The organism is Deltaproteobacteria bacterium HGW-Deltaproteobacteria-4 (genome assembly GCA_002841765.1).
Classification (GTDB): Bacteria; Desulfobacterota; Desulfuromonadia; order Desulfuromonadales; family UBA2197; genus UBA2197.
The window spans coordinates 43,430-61,122 of sequence record PHAV01000013.1; the positions used below are offsets into that span (position 1 = coordinate 43,430).

The window sequence follows — 17,693 nt, forward strand, 5'->3', positions numbered from 1 at the left end:
AAAAATATTGGCCGTATCCTCATTGACCTGGGAGGATTGACCTCGGAACAAATTCCGGAAATCCAACGGCGCATGGCAGAGACTAGTGAGTACTTTGGCGAAGCCGGTCATTCTTTGGGTTTTTATGATGCGGATCTTTTACATCGCGCCATTACCGAACGGGGCCTCAATGAATCTTTCTTGTCCTTGACAGAGGACTTTCCGCAACGACGCAAGATTGGCGAAGTTCTGGTTGAGATGGGTGCGCTTGCTCCTGCAGAGGTTGAGCGCATTCTGGAGCAGGCGGCCCTTTTAGGCGGGCGCTTCGGGGAAGTGGCTCTGCGTGAAGGTTTTCTTGTTGAGGATCAGGTTGCCCAGGCTCTGGCGCGTCAGTTTCATCTGGGGTTTCTCAGTCTGGATGGCTTCGTCATAGACACCGATCTTGTCGCCTCTTTACCGTCAGGCCTGCTCGCCCGCTATCAGTTTATTCCAGTGCGCCGGCGGATGGGGAGTTTAATTGTTGCTGTTGCCGATCCTGTCGATGTCAAACGTCTTGATGAATTGGAATTGCAACTTGGCACTCCCTTGATCCTCTTGGTCGCAACACAGAGTCGCATACAGAAATTGATCGAAAGATCAGAGGGTTCCAATCGAGTTCTTAAAGAGGTTTCCGAAGATTTTAAGTTGCATCTGATTAAAGAGACAGACAAGGGTGATGAAGTTCTGTCGATTGAAAAGATGACGGCCGATACCAGTCCGATCATTCGTCTGATCGATTCAACTCTCTTCGACGCCCTCAACAAGCGGGCCAGTGATATCCATATCGAGTCAAGTCTTGATGGCGTTATTATTAAATATCGTGTAGACGGTGTACTCTTTCGTGCCACTGAGCCTCTTGATGGACGTTTTCAGGGTCCGATTATCTCTCGTATCAAGGTCATGAGTGAACTTGATATTTCTGAACGACGCATTCCACAGGATGGTCGCTTCAAAGTGCGTCTCGGGGCTAAATCTATCGATTTTCGTGTCTCGATCATGCCAAGTGTCTTTGGTGAGGATGCGGTTATCCGTATTCTCGACAAGGAAAGTATTGCTGAGGACCTCAAAGGTCTTACACTCGATTCTCTGGGAATTTCCGTTCGGGAGAAAGATCGACTGCGGCGGATGATTCGTGAGCCTTACGGCATGATTCTGGTGACGGGACCGACCGGTAGCGGCAAGACTACGACTCTGTATGCGGCCCTTTCCGAGATTAACAGTGAAGAGGAGAAGGTTATTACCATCGAGGATCCTGTCGAATATCAACTGAAAGGTGTGGTGCAAATTCCAGTTAATGAAAAGAAAGGGCTGACCTTTGCCCGAGGTTTGCGTTCAATCTTAAGACATGATCCTGACAAGATTCTGGTCGGCGAAATTCGTGATCCGGAAACCGCACAAATTGCGGTACAATCAGCTTTGACCGGACATCTCGTCTTTACAACCGTCCATGCCAATAATACTTTTGACGTTCTTGGTCGTTTTTTGCACATGGGGATCGAACCGCATAATTTTGTTTCTTGTCTTAATTGTGTCCTGGCTCAGCGTTTGGTGCGGAAGATTTGCACCAAATGCAAAACTGAAGTCTTTTACACGGATGACGAATTACGCGAAAACGGTCTGAATCCGGAACTTCATCGTCATCACTCCTTTTATGAAGGGAGAGGGTGCTCATCATGCAACGGAACCGGTTACCATGGTCGCGCTGCTGTTGTCGAACTTCTCGATCTCAATGATGATCTGCGTGAATTAATCGTCACGCGCGCACCGGCAACCCAGTTAAAAGCAGCAGCCCGAGCTGCCGGAACGATTTTTTTGCGGCAGTCCGCAATCGAGAAGGTCGTAGAAGGCATTTCCAGTCTACGTGAAATTAATCGTATCACCTTTGCCGAAGAGGAGATCGCATGATCTTCCCCAGACGTCATCTTGCTCTTGATCTGCGCCAAGAGGATTTACGGGCTGTTTCCCTGACAGGTAAACGCAAACATCCGATCCTTGAAGGGGCTCGGTTGATGGCACTTGAGCCCGGTCTTTTACTACCGTCACCACGGACAAAAAATATCAGTGATCCAAACCGCTTGAAAGCAGCAGTCAAGGAACTTCTCGACCCGATTGCCGGCGGAGAAGAGCGTTTGGCCCTACTTCTTCCAGAGACCGTCGGTCGTTTATTTACAGTCGAGGTTGAAACCCCATTTGCCAATAAATCCGAAGGGGAAAAGATTATCAAGTGGCAGCTTAAGTCCCATCTTCCGGCAGATCCGGAGGCAACGGTTCTTGATTTTCAAGTCCTTGATCAACGTGAAGACGGGCGTAAACGCCTTCTCGTAGCGGCGATTGCCCGGAATGTTCTGGAGGAGTATGAATCTGTCATAACTGCCGCCGGATATTTCCCGGTCCTAGTCGGTTTTCATTCCACCTTTTTGCATAATTACTACCGCACTCGCCTTGAACAACCGGATGAGAGTGTCCTTCTGATCCTTGAATCCGGCCTGCTCAGCTTTGAATATAGCCAGGCACGGGTACCGCTTTACCATCGATTTCGCAAGGTCGGCGATGATAGAACGGCAATTTTTCAGGAAGTTTCCCGTGCCCTGGTCGGTGCACAAGAGGATTATCCCGGTTTGAAACGGGCAGAGGTTTTCCTCCAAAGCGATCTGGCTGAAACGGAAGGGGTTCTCAATATCTTTCGGGCGGCTTTTCAACGCGATGTTGTTCTTCTTGACCCTCATATCGATCGGATCGTTTCACAACCATCGGACTGGCCGAACTGGCGCCTGCGCGGTTTGACTGCCGCAATCGGTGCTGCCGAGCAGATGATTTAGGACTTGAACCAATGAATTACTCACTGAATCTTGCCACCGGTACCTATGTCAATCACCGTCGACTCAAAGTGGTCTTTCTACTCCTGGGCCTTTTTTTGCTCGGCTTGTTGATTGTCAATACCACGAGCGTCATTAGAGATAGCAGCCGAACGCGGCAAATTGAATTACGTCTGGACGATTTGCGCGATCAGAAGCAGGGCGCCGGCCAACAGCTTGAAATCAGTGGTGCTGCTCTTGCCCAGATGGCGCAACGGATCGAGGTCGCCAATGAACTGTTGCTTCGTGACAACTATCGCTGGACGGCTCTCCTTGACCATCTTGAAGCCCATTTGGCTGAGGGCATCAGTATTCGCGGTCTGCAACCGGATTACAAAACCGGGATATTGAAGTTGAATGGGGTCGCTGCCTCTGTTACCGACCTGCGCCACTTTATCGACAATTTGACCCGCTCCGAGGTCTTCACGCAGGTGTATTTAAAGCAACAACGGACCGAAAAGACGAAAGATGATCTTGACGGCGGGATTGAGTTCTCAATTGAACTGAAGAAAAGGGGCGGTGATGAATCGTAAACCGGTCCTGGTCGCTGTCTGGTCGGCGCATCGTTTTCTGCTTATGGGCCTTGCTGGCTTATTGGGGTTGAATATTCTTCTTTTTTCACTCCTTAATTTTGGGGTGGCCCCGAAACTTGAAAAGACTGAAAGAAGCCTTGCTCTTTTACAGCAGCAATTGCGTACAAGTGAAGCTCTTGCCCCACAGCAGGCATATGAACAAGGTGTAAAGGATTATGCCAGTTTCAGCGCCCTGCTACCGTCTCTTCGTGACTTCAGTGAGTTGATTGGTGATCTTTATGTGTTGGCTGAGCAAAGTAATCTCGAAATCAGCCAGATCGGTTATACTCAAAAAGAACTCCCTGACTCCGGTCTCCTAGCCTACGCTCTTAAATTTTCCCTGACTGGAACCTATGACGAACTGAAACGATTTATTTATGGTCTTGAGGAGTCAAAGCGTCTGGTCGTGATTGAGCAGATGACCCTTAACGCCGCTAGAGGAGAAGAAGGTGCAGCGTTGGTTTCGTTGAGTTTGAGTCTTACGACCTATTTCGGGATGGAGGGGAAAGAATGAAGTCAAAACGCTTTCTCGGCTTCCTGATTGCAGCCTTTATCGCTGCCTTGATCTATGGCTATCTGCAGATGCCGAAACAGGAAAGGGTCACGACCAGTGATGAAAAATCCTTTCAGCAACCTCAGGCGAAGAAGCAACAGCCAGGAAAAAAGACAACTCCCCCCGGTGAGAAAAATTTTCCGCGTTTACGTACCGATTTGCTTGAGCGGAAATCCCAGCCTTATCCCGGGGTGCGGCGTAACCTCTTCTCTGCTGACATTGTTGGAAGTCAGCTCGAAGAGGAGATAGAAATAATTATTGAGAAGCCGCCGGCAGTGATTGTTCCCCCGGTCTTTGTTGCTCCACCACCTCCTCCACCACGACAGCCGTCGCCGCAGGAGATTGCACAGAAAGAGCTTGCCCGTTACAAGTTTGTCGGTTTTTTTAAAAAGGGAGAAAAGAAGACCATATTTTTATCAGTGGACGGGGAGATTCTCCTGGTGCGCAAGGGTGAATATTTAGGACGTGATCGCAAATATTACGTTGTTAATATCACTGATACGACCTTGGAGTTACGCAAGGACGGTGTGGGCGATTTTTCGATCAAATTAATCGATCAAGAGCCGTTTTCAGCTATTCCTTTTCAGTCCGGACCGTCTATTTCACCGTCTAATTCCTGGCAAGAACCGCCAGAGGCGGCGCCGGAAAGCTACCAGCAGGATCAGACCGAATCACTCCCTATTCCTGATGATGTATTACCAACTGAAGATCAGATTCAACCTGAAGAGGATAACTAATGAAACCCAAAACTAGATCGCTCCTTCTCCTCCTGTCAATTATGCTTCTGGCGCTGCAGTTATCCGGATGTGCCGGGTCACGGGCTTATTCACGAGGACAGGATTTTTATGCACAAGGCAATTATGATAAGTCGGTCCTCAACTATATGGAGGCGGTAGAGACTGCTCCGGATCGACAGGAATATCGCCTGCGACTGAGCGAAGCCCTTAACAAGGCCGCTTGGCAACATCTTGAAGAAGGGCGGCGATTGCTAAAGGAACGGCAGGCAGCGGAGGCGGCGACGGAATTTCGTCGCGCCCTTGAATATGACAAAACCCTTGTTGCTGCCACGAATGAGCTTGCGATAGCAGAAGAGATCCTTAAAGTCGACAGATTAGTTCAGCAAGCGGACGATTTGCTGAAAAATCGGCGTTTGCCGCAGGCCAAAAACAGTATCGATCAAGCATTACTCATCGATCCGGAAAATGTAGCGGCATTAGGGCTTCGGGCGAAAGTTCAAAACACGCCCAAGACCATCATCGATGGTGTGGAACTCGATGTCACCTCCACCAAACCGATTTCACTCAAGTTTAAAAATACCGACATTAAAGATGCTTTCAATATTCTCTCCAAACTTTCCGGAGTGAATTTTATCCTCGACGAAAGTCTGAAGAGACAGAGTTTCACCTTTGATCTTGCGGAAGTTTCCTTTCCGCAGGCTCTCGAGTTGATCATGCAAATGAACAAACTTGGGAAAAAAGTCCTCAATTCCCGTACAATTATCATCTATTCGCGCTCGAAAGATGGTGACAAACAATTTACAGATCATTTGATCCAGACTTTTTATCTTTCCAATATTGACGCCAAGAAGGCGGTCAATCTGCTGCGGACCATGTTACAATTACGCAAGGTTTATGTTCACGAAGAATTGAACGCAATTATTATTCGTGATACTGCCGATGTGATCAAGTTGGCCGGTCAGATGCTTGAAGCCGCTGATCGTGCTGATGCTGAGGTCATGTTTGATCTGGAAATGATCGAAGTGAATGACAGTAGTGCCCTAAAGCTCGGTCCCTTGCTCAGTCCGGCCTCGATCAGTTTCGGTCTCGGTAAGCCCGGAGAGATTGTGACCACCGGAACATCGGGGACAACAACGACAACCTCGGCAGATGTTATCGTCGGTTCGTCATTATCTTCCGGCGGCTCAACAAAAAATCTGGTGAGCGGCGGGATCAATGGTTTGAGTGGACTTAGCTCTTATTATTCATTACCGACACTGACCTTTGATTTTCTCAAAACGCGGACTGATGCCGAGATTTTGGCGAATCCGAAAATTCGGGTGAAGAACAAGGAGAAGGCCAAGGTTCATATCGGCAGTAAGGAACCGGTCATTACGGTCACCGCCAACGGCGACGTCTTTACTGACAGCGTTGCCTACGTCGATGTCGGGGTCAAACTCAACATTGAGCCGACCATACAGCTGGATAATTCAGTTGTCACCAAGGTGGAGCTGGAGGTGAGCAGTGTTTCAGGCCGTCAAACCACGAGTCGCGGGACACAGGTTCTCACCCTGACCAGCACCAATGCCAACACGGTCTTGACGCTCAAAGATGGTGAGCGGACAATTATCGGCGGTCTGATTCGTGATGACACCAGCAAAAGTCGCAGCGGCATCGTTTTACTCAGTGACCTGCCGTTTATTGGCACACTCTTTACGAATCACAATAATTCCAAGAATAAACGGGAGCTTCTTCTCTCGATTACCCCACATATCGTTCAGAATATTGTTGTTCCCTCCGCCGGAGTCGGGACCTTATGGTCGGGGAGAGAGGATGATCTAAAGTCCGGGCCGGTCTTTGGTGCTTTTACCTCTTATGAGGATGAAGCAGCTATAACCCCGCCACAAAGTCAACCGGTGGAGGCGCCTGTTCTTTCCTCCCCGAAGAATGATGATCCAGTCGTTATTCCGTCAGTTGGGCCAGCGGCAGTGCAACCGGATGACGGCCCTCTCGCCGCTACAGATGGTTCTCTCCTTCTGATCGGCCCTGGTCAAATGAGCGTAGGGGATGAAATTGAAGTTATTATCACCGGACTTGAGATGAACAGCCTCTTCAGCGCCCCGCTCTTTGTTACCTTTGATCAAAATCTTTTTGAGTTGGTGACTGTAATTGAAGGAGATTTACTCAATCGTGACGGAATTGCGACCGTCTTTAGCAGCAACCCGGTGCAAGGTAAGGGAGAGTTGATGGTCGGCTATAAACAGGAAGCCGGCGGTAGCGGTGTCTCTGGCGATGGCACACTCCTTAGCGTAGTCTTTAAAGCCAAGGCTCCCGGGGTCGGGCAGTTTTCTGTTGATCGCCTGAATTTGCGCAATACATCTGGCCAACGTTTAAAGGTTCTTGTCACTCCTTTGACAGTTGAGGTTAAGTAGTTTGCGAGGGGGAATAAATATTCTTCTGAAAGTGGGGAACCGGCGCGGAAAAGCAGGATTGACTCTGATCGAAGTGATCATTGCCATGACGATCCTGGCTATCCTCGCTTCGGCTGTGATCCCTCTTGCCGCTACAACGGTCAGGCGGACGCGCGAGATCGAGTTAAGGCGCTCACTTCGTGAAATGCGTACTGCGATCGATCAGTACAAAAGCGACTATGATCGGGCGGTTAAAGCGCAGAAGATTATCCCTACCCTTGGTGATACCGGCTACCCCAAGGAGCTTGAAGAGTTAGTCACCGGCGAACAATGGGGAGATCTGTACCCTTTTAAAAGGAAATATTTACGGCGGATTCCCCGCGACCCCTTTGATGAAAATGATGATGGGTGGGGCATGCGATCAATGGCGGACGATCCTGAATCGCTGAGTTGGGGGGGGGAAGATGTCTTTGATGTCTTTACACAAAGCACAGAGATTGGACTTGATGGCACACCCTATAATATCTGGTGATAACCTAATGATTTCATTTAGAAAATTTACATCAAAACGCGGCTTTACCCTGATTGAGCTTCTGGCAGTGATGCTGATTCTGGGGATCCTCGCATCAATTGCGGTGCCGAGTTACAAGCAGAGTGTCATTAAGGCCCGCGAAACGATCTTAAGTGAAAATCTTTACCAGATGCGACGGGCAATTGACGCCTATTATGCCGATCGGCTGACTTATCCCGATGCCCTGGAGAATCTGGTGCAGGACAAATATCTCTACGATATTCCTGTCGATCCGTTTACCCGCACGCGGGACAGCTGGCAAGTTGTCGGCCCGGAAGCGGATGATGAGGGGCGTATTCCTCCCGGCTCCGTCTTTGATGTTCATAGCGGCAGTGACCTTATTGGCCTTGACGGGCGACCGTATCAGGAATGGTAGCCTGCAGATGATTCAAGTCAGCAATCTTGGCAAGAATTATGGCCGTGACCGCTCTGTACTGACAAATATCTCTTTTACCTTGGTCAAGGGGGAGTTTGTGTATGTGACGGGGACTTCCGGTTCCGGAAAGTCGACACTTCTCCGTCTTCTTTATGGTGCTGAACGCCCCGTTACTGGAAAGATTGCCATTAACGGCATTAATGTCTGTCGATGCAATTCCTTTGCGCTTGCACAGTTACGGCGGAAGCTGGGACTGGTCTTTCAGGATTTCAAATTGCTCCCCGAGCGAAATATCTTTGAAAATGTGGCTCTTCCCCTGGAAATTCAGGGAAAGGGACAAGGAGAAATCAATAAACGAGTATTGCAATCACTGAACTACGTAGGCCTTGAACATAAAATGCGTACCCTGCCGCAACAACTGTCTGCGGGTGAGCAGCAGCGGGTGGCAATTGCCCGCGCCTTGATTGTCGATCCCGTAGTTCTTTTGGCAGATGAACCGACCGGGAATATCGATCCAGAACATATGGCCGGAATTCTCGAACTTTTCAAAGGGGCTAATGCTCGCGGTACGACCATATTGATGGCAACACACGATTACAGTATTCTTCGACGCTCTCCGAGGCGCACCCTGCATCTGGTCAATGGACAACTTGATAACGACATCTCTCTAGAAACAATTTTGCAAACAGAGAGGGCACATGTCGGGAATTGACCTGTTCAAACGGGGTCTCACCCCATTACGTCAACATCCATGGTTCACCTTGATGGGGGTCACCTCGGTGGCCGTCGCCCTGACACTGATTGCCCTCTTTGCCCTCATCAGCCTTAATATGCAAAGGGCTGTTGGGGACTGGAGTCGTGATTTTCAGGTTATTATCTATCTTGATCCTCCCCCGGATGAAATACTTGCTCGTCAGTGGCAGACGGCCCTGGGCAGCATGGCCGAGACGGAAGAAGTGACCTACGTCTCATCTGCGGAGGCGTTGCAGCGCTTCAGCGCACGTCTTGGCAATGATGCCTCACTTCTCAGTGGCATTGGCAACGATGTCCTGCCGGCATCATTTACGTTAAAACTGCGACCGGAGTTTCGTCAGCGCGATGCAGTAAAACTTCTCGTTGCCCGGATCGCGCAAAAAAACGAGTGGCGGGACATTCACTATGGTTCAGAGTGGATAGAGCGTTTCGATGCTGCGCGGCGGCTTATGCGCATAAGTGGTACAATCCTTGGAGTATTCCTTTTTTTATCCGCTTTTTTAATCGTTGCCACGACCATCCGGCTTATTTTGCTGACGCGAAAGAGCGAGATAGAGGTGTTTCGCTTACTCGGCGCCACTCCTCTTTATATCGGACTCCCCTTTTTGCTCGAAGGGGGAGTTCTCGGTATTTTGGGAGGGACAATTGCCCTTTCTCTGGTTTATCTTTTTTATCAAGTCGGGTTGCAGCAGGGACTCCTTTCTTTACTGCAGTTACTCGGAGTCGAACGTATCGTCTTTCTCCCGCCCCTTTGGCAGATTTCCTTGATTATCGGTGGTGCCGCTCTGGGTTTTTTCGCAAGTTTTGTTGCGATGCGGCGCCTGTCGAAAGTATAATAAAAAATAAGTAAATTGGTACTGCCCCTTTTTGGTGGTCATACTCCTTTTCACAACTTATGGACGAAAGGATTCTTTTCATGAAGTGCCCGAATTGTCACGATCGCACGCACATTGACGTAGAAATTGGTGATGGATTTACTGACAACGATACCCGTGAGTGCTTAACCTGTGGCGCAGTTTGGTTCTACAGTGAAACTGAAAGTCACTTCAAAATCATCAAAGAAGGAAACGCGGCCCTGAAAAAAGAAATTTAGCATGTAACTTTTTTCCGGTAGCAATTCAAGTCCAGCTGTTTTTCCAGTGGTGAAAGCTTTGACACATGTGAAATCGAGAAGCTTAATGGTGGCAGAACGGGGAGACTTCCGTTTTTCTCATATTATTTTCGGGACTACTCTCCTGTTGATATTATTTTTCTGTCTGCAACAGAGTGCTTTCGCCGCTGGCGAGGATCTCGATGCAAGCCGTAAAGAACTGGAGGAAATACGTCAAAGGATTGGTAAAACAAGCCGCACTCTCGAAGAGAAGAAGCGAGCAGAAAAAATTGCTAACTCTGATCTGAAGAAGGTTGAAAAGTCACTGGAGAGGATGACGGCCCGGGTCACAGCAATCAGTTCCGAGCTTAATCAATTAACCGTCAAGATTCGTCGTGCCGAGAGTGACCTGGGGCAGACGGGTGCGCAGATTGACGATTTGAGCAGTCTGGTCAAACAGCGATTGGTAGCCTTGTACAAGGGGGGAGATAGTACGCTGGCTCAGTCCATCCTCACTCCCGGTCCGGCTGCAGAAGTTTCAAATGATTTTGCATATTTACAGAAAATTGTACAACATGATCGAGAATTGCTGGGCGGTTACCAGCTCAGACTTAATCACCAGAATCAGAACCTTCAGCAACTTGCCTCTCTGCGTCAGAACCAGTTGCGATTAAAAAAAGAGATGGAAAAAGAGCAGCAGGAAATGCTGCAGCTCACGAAAATGAAAGAAGCTCTTCTCCAGAAAGTACGCAAGGACAAGAATTCACTGTCTCGACAATTGACGGAACTACAGGGCCGGGCTAAACGCATTGATGGCCTTATCCGTAATTTTGAAGCCACGAGAAATCGTCAGCCATCGACTCCGGGGACATTGTTCTCCGGGCAGAAAGGACGACTGTCCTGGCCGGTTAATGGACGCGTACGGATCCCCTTTGGTAATAGCCGTCATCCGGATTTGGGGACACCCTACCAAAGTCACGGGATTGAAATTGAGGTCTCCGGTGATTTGCCGGTCAAATCAGTCTGGTCGGGGAAGGTTGTTTTTGCCAATGCGTTCAAGGGCTACAACAATCTTTTGATTATCGATCATGGGGACAGTTATTATACGCTGTATGCACAAACGGCTTCACTAACCTGTAAAGTAGGGGACAAAATCAGTCAAGGACAGGTTGTCGCGCAGACCGACGGCAGTGCGGGACGTTTTTATTTTGAAATACGCAAAGGGGGAACCCCCCTCGACCCCAAAAACTGGCTGCAATAATTCATTGCCGCTTTGGGTGTTTTAGCGATACCAACAGGGAATTTTTTGATGAAGCGTTTGCAACAAATCTTCTTTACCCTCTTTTTGTTCGTTCTTTGTCCCGTGGTTGTTGTCCCTTTTGCTCGACTTTCCTGGGCAGAAGAAGTCAACCCCTATCAGGAATTGCAACAATTGACGGACGTTATGGCTATTATCCGCCGTAATTACGTTGACGAAGTGCCCTTAAAGACGTTGGTCGACGGTGCAATTCGCGGCATGCTGGCATCTCTTGATCCTCATTCCTCTTTCCTTGCTCCCGAAGATTATAAAGAAATGCAGACCGATATGTCCGGAGAGTTTATCGGCTTGGGTCTGGATGTAACCATCCGGGATGAAGAGCTTGTGGTGATAGCGCCGCTGGAAGGAAGTCCCGCCGAAAAGGCCGGTATTATTGCCGGAGACCGGGTGGTGAGAATTGACACTCGCAATACCCGGGATATCGAAAACGTCATGGATGCACTCCGTTTGTTGCGCGGGGTTAAGGGGAGCTCAGTAACGCTGACAATCATGCGTGAGGGGTTTGAAAGTCCCAAAGAATTTACTTTGCAGCGAGATATTATCAAAATTATCAGTGTTCACTCCAGGTCCCTTGAACCTGGTTATGGTTATTTGCGAATTGCCCAGTTTCAGGCGACAACCGCCGCTGAGGTCGCCAGGGAACTGACCCAACTCCATCAGGAAAGTCCAGCCGGCTTGAATGGTCTGATTCTCGACTTGCGCAATAATAGCGGCGGTCTCCTTGATCAAGCCGTGAATGTGGCTAATTTCTTTCTGGAGAAAGGTCTGATTGTTTATACCGAGGGGAGAGAGCCGGGAAGTCAATTGCAATACAGTGCTCAACAACGCGGAACCGAACCTTATTATCCGTTGATTATCCTGATTAATAACGGCAGTGCCAGTGCGGCTGAAATTGTGGCGGGGGCCTTGCAAGATCACGGCCGCGCTTTACTTCTCGGTACGAAAAGCTTTGGCAAGGGTTCTGTGCAAACGATTCTCCCTCTGCGCGATGATTATGGGCTGAGGCTGACCACGGCGCGTTACTTTACTCCTCTGGGGACGTCCATTCAAGCTCTCGGAATAACTCCTGATATAGTCGTTGCTGCCAGACAAGGGAAGTTGGTTCGATCCGACCATTTTAGTGAAAAAGATCTCCCGCATCACATCGCCGCAACGGGGAATCAAGAACCTTTAAAAAAGAGCATCGGCCTGAAAAAAGTAGAGACAGGTGAAGAAGATAATCAATTGCAATATGCTCTGGATATCCTCAAAGGAAGACATATTTTACAGTCTGTAAAGAAGGGGCCAGGCTGAACGGATGGAGGAGACACAGAATAAAAAAAAAGGTTCAGCTAAAGGGAAGAAGTCCAAAAAGGGATCGCCAACAAAGCGATCCTTCTTTTTCAAGCCTGCCACGATAATTCTGTTTTTTTTGACGACCCTCTTGCTGGTGCTGGGAATCCTTTATCTGGCCCGTGTTCAGCAGTGGTTTTCTCCACCGATAGATAGTAAGTCTTCAACGACGGTGACACCGGTTCAAAAAGAGGAAAAAAGTTCAGCATCGAAAAAGGTTTCTGTGCCGGCTGCAGAGTATAACAACCTGCCCCTGACGCAACGTGATAGTTACGATCCGCTGCTTCGTGAGCAGGGGACGGCGCTCGTTGCTATTATCGTCGATGATCTCGGTGGAGATCTGGGAATGATGCAGGAATTTCTGGACCTGCAGCTCAATCTCACCGTTGCTGTTTTGCCGAATGTCCCCCATGCCCGTGCTGTCGCCGAATTAGCGCATGCGGCCGGGCGGGAAGTTCTCCTGCATATACCGATGGAACCAAGAGATTATCCGGCCGTTGATCCCGGGGAGCAAGCCCTCATGGTCGATCTATCCAGAGAAGAAGTGCAGCATCGTTTGCGCGGCTATCTGCAGACAGTACCTTGGGTCGTGGGGGCTAACAATCATATGGGTTCCCGTTTTACCGAGAGTCATGAAGGGATGCAGGGGGTTTTGCAATTCCTCAAAGATCAAGGAATGTTTTTTGTTGATAGTGTTACCACTGCCGATTCTGTTGCGATTGCCGAGGCGAAGAGGATCGAAATTGCCCATAACGAGCGCGATCTCTTTCTTGATAATGACTTGAATGAAGAAGCCATCCGCCGGCAAATTCGCAAATTAATCAAAATCGCCAAAGAGACGGGGAGTGCCATCGGCATTTGTCACCCTCATAGCGCGACTGTTGCCGCCCTTAAACAGGAAGCCCCGAGCATTGCTGCCGCCGGGGTACATATGGTCGGCGTATCAGCGCTGGTCCGTTAGTCGTGCTAAAGCTCCAAAGGGTCGGCATCACCAGCGATCTGGCCGAGACGCCGCGCCGGTTCATTGCGATAGTCTTGTAAAACCTGTCGGGCCAGTTGTGTAAACTGGTTGTGTACATCGGAATTTTGCCCGTAGCTGATAATCGGGTAGACCTTGCCGTCAGGGTTGGTCTGCAGCGAGTCGACTTTGGGACTGCGGGTGATGCAAACCTCCATACAGCGATAGCCACGGTTGATGGCATAAGCGCGTAAAAGCTGGCGCATGTCACGAAACGGACCTTCGAAACGGATGCGGGCATCGATCAGGCAGGGGAGGAGGCGCACAGCGCGACGCGAAAGCTTGGCACGATCAAAAAAATCGTAAAGGTATTTGCAGTTTTCCAGGGAGGGGAGGTCCTTGACCGGCACAATGACACGATCAGAAGTAAAGAGGGCATTGAGGGTAAAGGGATCAAGGTCGGGACGGGTGTCGATGATAACAATACCACTAAGTTGCGATGCCGCAAGGAGGCGGGCAAAGGAGGCGGCGTCAGTCAGTAATTCTCGCACTTCAGGTAAGCGGCGCGAAGAAGGGACAAACTGAACACCGAACTGACCAAGTTCAGTCAACTCCTGGGCCGGATCTCCGGCGAAAAGATGGAGAATATCCTTTTTATTGGCAGCTTCTTTACTGATGCGGAAGAGACGGTCAACAGTAAAGTGGTTGTCAAAGCTGAAGATGGTGACGGGAAGATCTTCGCAAAGGGCTTTCAGATAGATCGCCAGATTGGTGGCGACGGTCGTTTTTCCGACTCCCCCTTTTTCGCTTGAAAGGGTAATGATATAAGGGCGCATCTTCATCTCCTCGTGTGGAGGGTTTTTATAGTGCAAATACGCAGAAAAGTCAAAAATTCGCTGGCGCAACAAGGGCAAAGATGAGTGTCCCCACAGCCATACCGGTTTCTCGACTGGTCGCCTTGCTACGGGACGTTGTCGAAGAAAATTTCCTGTCGGTGTGGGTCGAAGGAGAGATCTCCAACTTTTCGATTCCGGCCTCTGGGCACTACTACTTCACCTTGAAAGAGAGCGATGCCCAGTTGCGTACGGTCATGTTTCGTGCGCACAACCGTTTGCTCCGTTTTGTCCCGGAAAATGGGCTCAAAGTTGTATGCCGCGGTCGCGTCTCCGTCTATCCGCAACGGGGAGAGTTACAATTTATCGCCGAGGGAATAGAACCGTGCGGTGTCGGCGGTCTGCAGTTGGCCTTTGAACAGTTGAAAGAGCGTCTGGCTACAGAAGGGCTCTTTGCCAGCGAAGTCAAGCGCCCTCTGCCCCTTCATCCCGAGACGGTCGGTATCGTCACCTCGGCAACCGGGGCGGCTTTGCAGGATATTCTGCAGATTCTGCGTCGGCGCGGCGCCGGGGTCCGCATCCTTCTGGCCCCGGTCCGGGTGCAGGGGGAGGGTGCTGCAGGGGAGATTGCCCAGGCGATCTGCGACCTTAACCGTCACGGTCAGGCTGATGTCCTGATTGTCGGCCGGGGCGGCGGGAGTCTTGAAGATCTCTGGGCGTTTAATGAAGAGATCGTCGCCCGCGCTATTCGCGCTTCCCGGATTCCGGTGATCTCGGCGGTTGGCCATGAAACCGATACGACGATTGCCGATTTTGCCGCGGATCTTCGTGCTCCGACCCCAAGCGCGGCAGCTGAACTTGTCGCCCGGGGACGATTGGAGCGGGAGGTGCACCTCGATCACCTCTGTACACGCCTTGCCGCACGCATCGATTCCCGCTTGCGTTTTGCCAAGGAGGTCGTCGAAGGTTTGGCGCGCCGTTTGCGTTCTCCCCTGGCTGCCGTGGCTCAACATCGATTGCTTCTTGAACAACTGGAAAATCGACTCGACAGCGCAATGGTGCGTCGCTTGCAGCGGCAAAAGGATCATCTGCACGGCATCCTCGGCCGCCTCCATCTCCTCTCCCCCTTTGCCACCGTAGCCCGCGGCTATGCGATAGTCACCAAAAGTGACGGATCGGTGGTGCGTGATGCGATGACCGTCCATCCTGGTGAACGGATTTATCTCCAACTCCAACAGGGCAAACTCACCGCTAACGTCGAAAAGGTCGAAGCGGAAAAGGTAGAAAAGTGCTAAAAACTTCCCTTTGTCTCATTATGCTCGTCTTACTCTGTGCCAGGGTCGAAGCTGATTTTGTCCTTGCCCCCGAGACTCTTTCCCCCGGTGGTGTTGCGCTCCTGTGTTGGCAGGGGCCGGAGACTCCGCATGATTTGCTGCAGGTTGTATTTTTCGGCGCGGTACAGCCGCTCTTGCAACATAAAAATAGGCCCTGCGCTCTGGTCGGTGTTGATCTCGATCAAGCACCGGGTCTATGGCCGTTAACAGTTGAGTCGGTGGCTCCATCCGGAAGCAGGCACCTGGCTCATCTTTCCTTGCGCATTGAAGGGGTTGAACGTCCGGCCCAGAGGTTGACCCTGCCCAAGCAGATGGTTACGCCGACCAAAACAAAGATCGTTCAACAGATTGAAAAGGATCGCAAACGTCTCGATCAAGTCTTCAAGCGCTATCAGCCAGTTCATTTCTCCCCGCCGTTCCTGCGGCCGGTTGAAGGCGAGGTCATCAGTACTTTTGGTCTGCGCCGGGTCTTGAATGGAATCCCTAAGTCACCGCACAACGGCGTCGATTTTCGTGGTGCAACCGGCACCAAGATCAAAGCCATGGCGCGCGGCGAAGTGGCTTTGGCCGATGACCTTTATTACACGGGAAGGACTGTCATTCTCGATCATGGCGGCGGTCTCTTCTCCCTGTACGCACATCTTGATTCCCTGTCAGTTATAGCGGGGGAGATGGTCGAACCAGGAAAATGGATCGGAACGATCGGTTCGACCGGTCGCTCGACCGGGCCTCATCTGCATATGGGGACGCGCCTCGGTAAAGCCCGCATTGACCCTCTCGCCCTTCTCGCGCTCTTTGCAGATGAAAAGCGTTGACTCTGCGCTCTCGGTAACCGGATAATCGTTCACTAAAGGATTAAGTTTATGTCGGAAAAAAAGTTTGAGGAGACTCTGGCTGCTCTGGAAGTAGCGGTAGAACAGCTGGAAAGCGGCGATTTGAGCTTGGAAGAAGCACTTCTTTGTTACGAAAAGGGAGTAAAAAATGCTCTGCTTTGTCGAAAACGTTTACAGAGTGTAGAGAGTAAGGTAGAAATCCTTCTCAAAGAGCGCGGCGGTACATTGCGTACTGAACCTGCGGATGAATTTTAGTCGGATAATCCTGGAGAAGTATGTTGAATCTAGAAACCTATATCAGTGAACGGGTGACGCAGATTGACTCGGCACTCGATCGCTATCTTCCGATGGCCGAACGTCTTCCTGCCTCCCTGCACCAGGCCATGCGTTATTCTGTCTTTGCCGGCGGTAAGCGGATTCGGCCTTTATTGATGATTGCGGCCTGCGAAGCCGTTGGCGGCAGCATCAAGAGCGTCCTGCCCGCGGCTTGTGCCATTGAGATGATCCATACCTATTCCCTTATACATGACGATCTCCCAGCGATGGACGATGATGATTATCGACGCGGGCGGTTGACCAACCACAAAATTTTCGGTGAGGCAACGGCTATTCTCGCCGGCGATGCCCTGCTGACCCAGGCTTTCCTTCTTCTGGCAGGAGTCGATCCCGATAGTGCCATCAGCGCTGCCGATCGACTTCGGGTGCTGCAAATTATCGCGACGGCTGCCGGTTCTCTCGGCATGGTCGGTGGTCAGGTCGTTGATATGGAGTCGGAGACAAAGTCTGTCGAATTGCCGGTTGTCGAATATATTCACACACACAAGACCGGCGCCTTGATCCTTGCTTCCCTCCAGACCGGCGCCATCCTCGGCAATGCCGATAGTCAGGTGTTTGCGGCGCTGACCCGCTATGGCGAGTGTGCCGGTCTGGCTTTCCAGATTGCCGATGATATTCTTGACATTGTCGGTGAACAAGCGCTGCTCGGCAAGGATGTCGGCAGTGATGTGCAACGCGGCAAAGCGACTTATCCAGCCCTTCTCGGGCTGACCGAGTCCCGGCGCAGAGCCGCAGAATTACGGGATATGGCTATTGATGCACTTGTTCCTTTGGGTAGCGAAGCCGAACCGTTGCGGGCGCTTGTTTCCTTTATAGTCGATCGTTCGCGTTAGC

At 50.5% G+C, this 17,693-nt stretch carries 18 protein-coding genes and 1 pseudogene; 18 read left to right on the top strand and 1 reads right to left on the bottom strand.

Features of this window, described 5'->3' with window-relative positions:
• Positions 1 to 72 precede the first annotated feature (72 nt).
• The 14 genes and pseudogenes from CVU69_09975 (at position 73) to CVU69_10040 (ending at position 13,526) form a co-directional block, all read left to right on the top strand.
• On the top strand, positions 73 to 1,923 hold the full coding sequence (locus tag CVU69_09975; GenBank protein PKN11957.1) for a pilus assembly protein PilB: 1,851 nt from the start codon (positions 73 to 75) through the stop codon (positions 1,921 to 1,923).
• Positions 1,920 to 2,837 carry a hypothetical protein gene (locus tag CVU69_09980; protein PKN11931.1) on the top strand — a complete coding sequence of 306 codons (918 nt, stop codon included), beginning with the start codon at positions 1,920 to 1,922 and terminating at the stop codon, positions 2,835 to 2,837. The genes CVU69_09975 and CVU69_09980 overlap by 4 nt, the downstream gene beginning before the upstream one ends.
• Before the next feature lie 11 nt (positions 2,838 to 2,848).
• Positions 2,849 to 3,406 carry a hypothetical protein gene (locus CVU69_09985; protein PKN11932.1) on the top strand — a complete coding sequence of 186 codons (558 nt, stop codon included), beginning with the start codon at positions 2,849 to 2,851 and terminating at the stop codon, positions 3,404 to 3,406.
• Positions 3,396 to 3,959: a hypothetical protein gene (locus tag CVU69_09990; GenBank protein PKN11933.1), complete on the top strand. Its 564-nt coding sequence runs from the start codon at positions 3,396 to 3,398 to the stop codon at positions 3,957 to 3,959. Before CVU69_09985 ends, CVU69_09990 begins: the two co-directional genes overlap by 11 nt.
• On the top strand, positions 3,956 to 4,735 hold the full coding sequence (locus CVU69_09995; GenBank protein ID PKN11934.1) for a hypothetical protein: 780 nt from the start codon (positions 3,956 to 3,958) through the stop codon (positions 4,733 to 4,735). Before CVU69_09990 ends, CVU69_09995 begins: the two co-directional genes overlap by 4 nt.
• The gene (locus tag CVU69_10000; GenBank protein PKN11935.1) at positions 4,735 to 7,146 is read left to right on the top strand and encodes a type II secretion system protein; all 2,412 of its coding nucleotides are present in this window, start codon (positions 4,735 to 4,737) and stop codon (positions 7,144 to 7,146) included. The genes CVU69_09995 and CVU69_10000 overlap by 1 nt, the downstream gene beginning before the upstream one ends.
• A 25-nt stretch (positions 7,147 to 7,171) precedes the next feature.
• Positions 7,172 to 7,657, top strand: a complete 486-nt coding sequence (locus CVU69_10005) for a general secretion pathway protein GspG (GenBank protein PKN11958.1) — start codon at positions 7,172 to 7,174, stop codon at positions 7,655 to 7,657.
• Positions 7,658 to 7,664: 7 nt separating this feature from the next.
• The gene (locus CVU69_10010) at positions 7,665 to 8,072 is read left to right on the top strand and encodes a general secretion pathway protein GspG (protein PKN11936.1); all 408 of its coding nucleotides are present in this window, start codon (positions 7,665 to 7,667) and stop codon (positions 8,070 to 8,072) included.
• A 7-nt stretch (positions 8,073 to 8,079) separates the two neighbouring features.
• Entirely contained in the window at positions 8,080 to 8,784 is a 705-nt protein-coding gene (gene ftsE / locus CVU69_10015; protein ID PKN11937.1) for a cell division ATP-binding protein FtsE, read from the top strand.
• Positions 8,771 to 9,661, top strand: a complete 891-nt coding sequence (locus CVU69_10020) for a hypothetical protein (GenBank protein ID PKN11938.1) — start codon at positions 8,771 to 8,773, stop codon at positions 9,659 to 9,661. The genes ftsE and CVU69_10020 overlap by 14 nt, the downstream gene beginning before the upstream one ends.
• Positions 9,662 to 9,741: 80 nt before the next feature.
• A pseudogene (locus CVU69_10025) lies at positions 9,742 to 9,846 on the top strand (hypothetical protein).
• 157 nt (positions 9,847 to 10,003) lie between these two features.
• Positions 10,004 to 11,176, top strand: coding sequence for a hypothetical protein (locus tag CVU69_10030; protein PKN11939.1), 1,173 nt, complete (start codon positions 10,004 to 10,006; stop codon positions 11,174 to 11,176).
• A 48-nt stretch (positions 11,177 to 11,224) separates the two neighbouring features.
• On the top strand, positions 11,225 to 12,526 hold the full coding sequence (locus CVU69_10035) for a peptidase S41 (protein ID PKN11940.1): 1,302 nt from the start codon (positions 11,225 to 11,227) through the stop codon (positions 12,524 to 12,526).
• 4 nt (positions 12,527 to 12,530) lie between these two features.
• Positions 12,531 to 13,526 (top strand): hypothetical protein, encoded by a 996-nt coding sequence (locus tag CVU69_10040; GenBank protein PKN11941.1) that lies wholly within the window; start codon positions 12,531 to 12,533, stop codon positions 13,524 to 13,526.
• Positions 13,527 to 13,531: 5 nt separating this feature from the next.
• Here CVU69_10040 and CVU69_10045 read toward each other — a convergent pair whose 3' ends face one another.
• Positions 13,532 to 14,365 (bottom strand): hypothetical protein, encoded by an 834-nt coding sequence (locus CVU69_10045; GenBank protein PKN11942.1) that lies wholly within the window; start codon positions 14,363 to 14,365, stop codon positions 13,532 to 13,534.
• A 74-nt stretch (positions 14,366 to 14,439) separates the two neighbouring features.
• Here CVU69_10045 and xseA point away from each other — a divergent pair, with 74 nt between their 5' ends.
• From xseA to CVU69_10065, 4 genes are read left to right on the top strand one after another with little or no spacing between them, the layout of a single operon-like run.
• Complete coding sequence (gene xseA / locus CVU69_10050) at positions 14,440 to 15,651, top strand: exodeoxyribonuclease VII large subunit (GenBank protein PKN11943.1); 1,212 nt, start codon at positions 14,440 to 14,442, stop codon at positions 15,649 to 15,651.
• A 20-nt stretch (positions 15,652 to 15,671) separates the two neighbouring features.
• Positions 15,672 to 16,505, top strand: coding sequence for a peptidase M23 (locus CVU69_10055; protein ID PKN11944.1), 834 nt, complete (start codon positions 15,672 to 15,674; stop codon positions 16,503 to 16,505).
• A gap of 48 nt (positions 16,506 to 16,553) precedes the next feature.
• Complete coding sequence (xseB, locus tag CVU69_10060; GenBank protein ID PKN11945.1) at positions 16,554 to 16,778, top strand: exodeoxyribonuclease VII small subunit; 225 nt, start codon at positions 16,554 to 16,556, stop codon at positions 16,776 to 16,778.
• 23 nt (positions 16,779 to 16,801) lie between these two features.
• Positions 16,802 to 17,692: a polyprenyl synthetase gene (locus tag CVU69_10065; protein PKN11959.1), complete on the top strand. Its 891-nt coding sequence runs from the start codon at positions 16,802 to 16,804 to the stop codon at positions 17,690 to 17,692.
• Position 17,693: the final 1 nt, after the last annotated feature.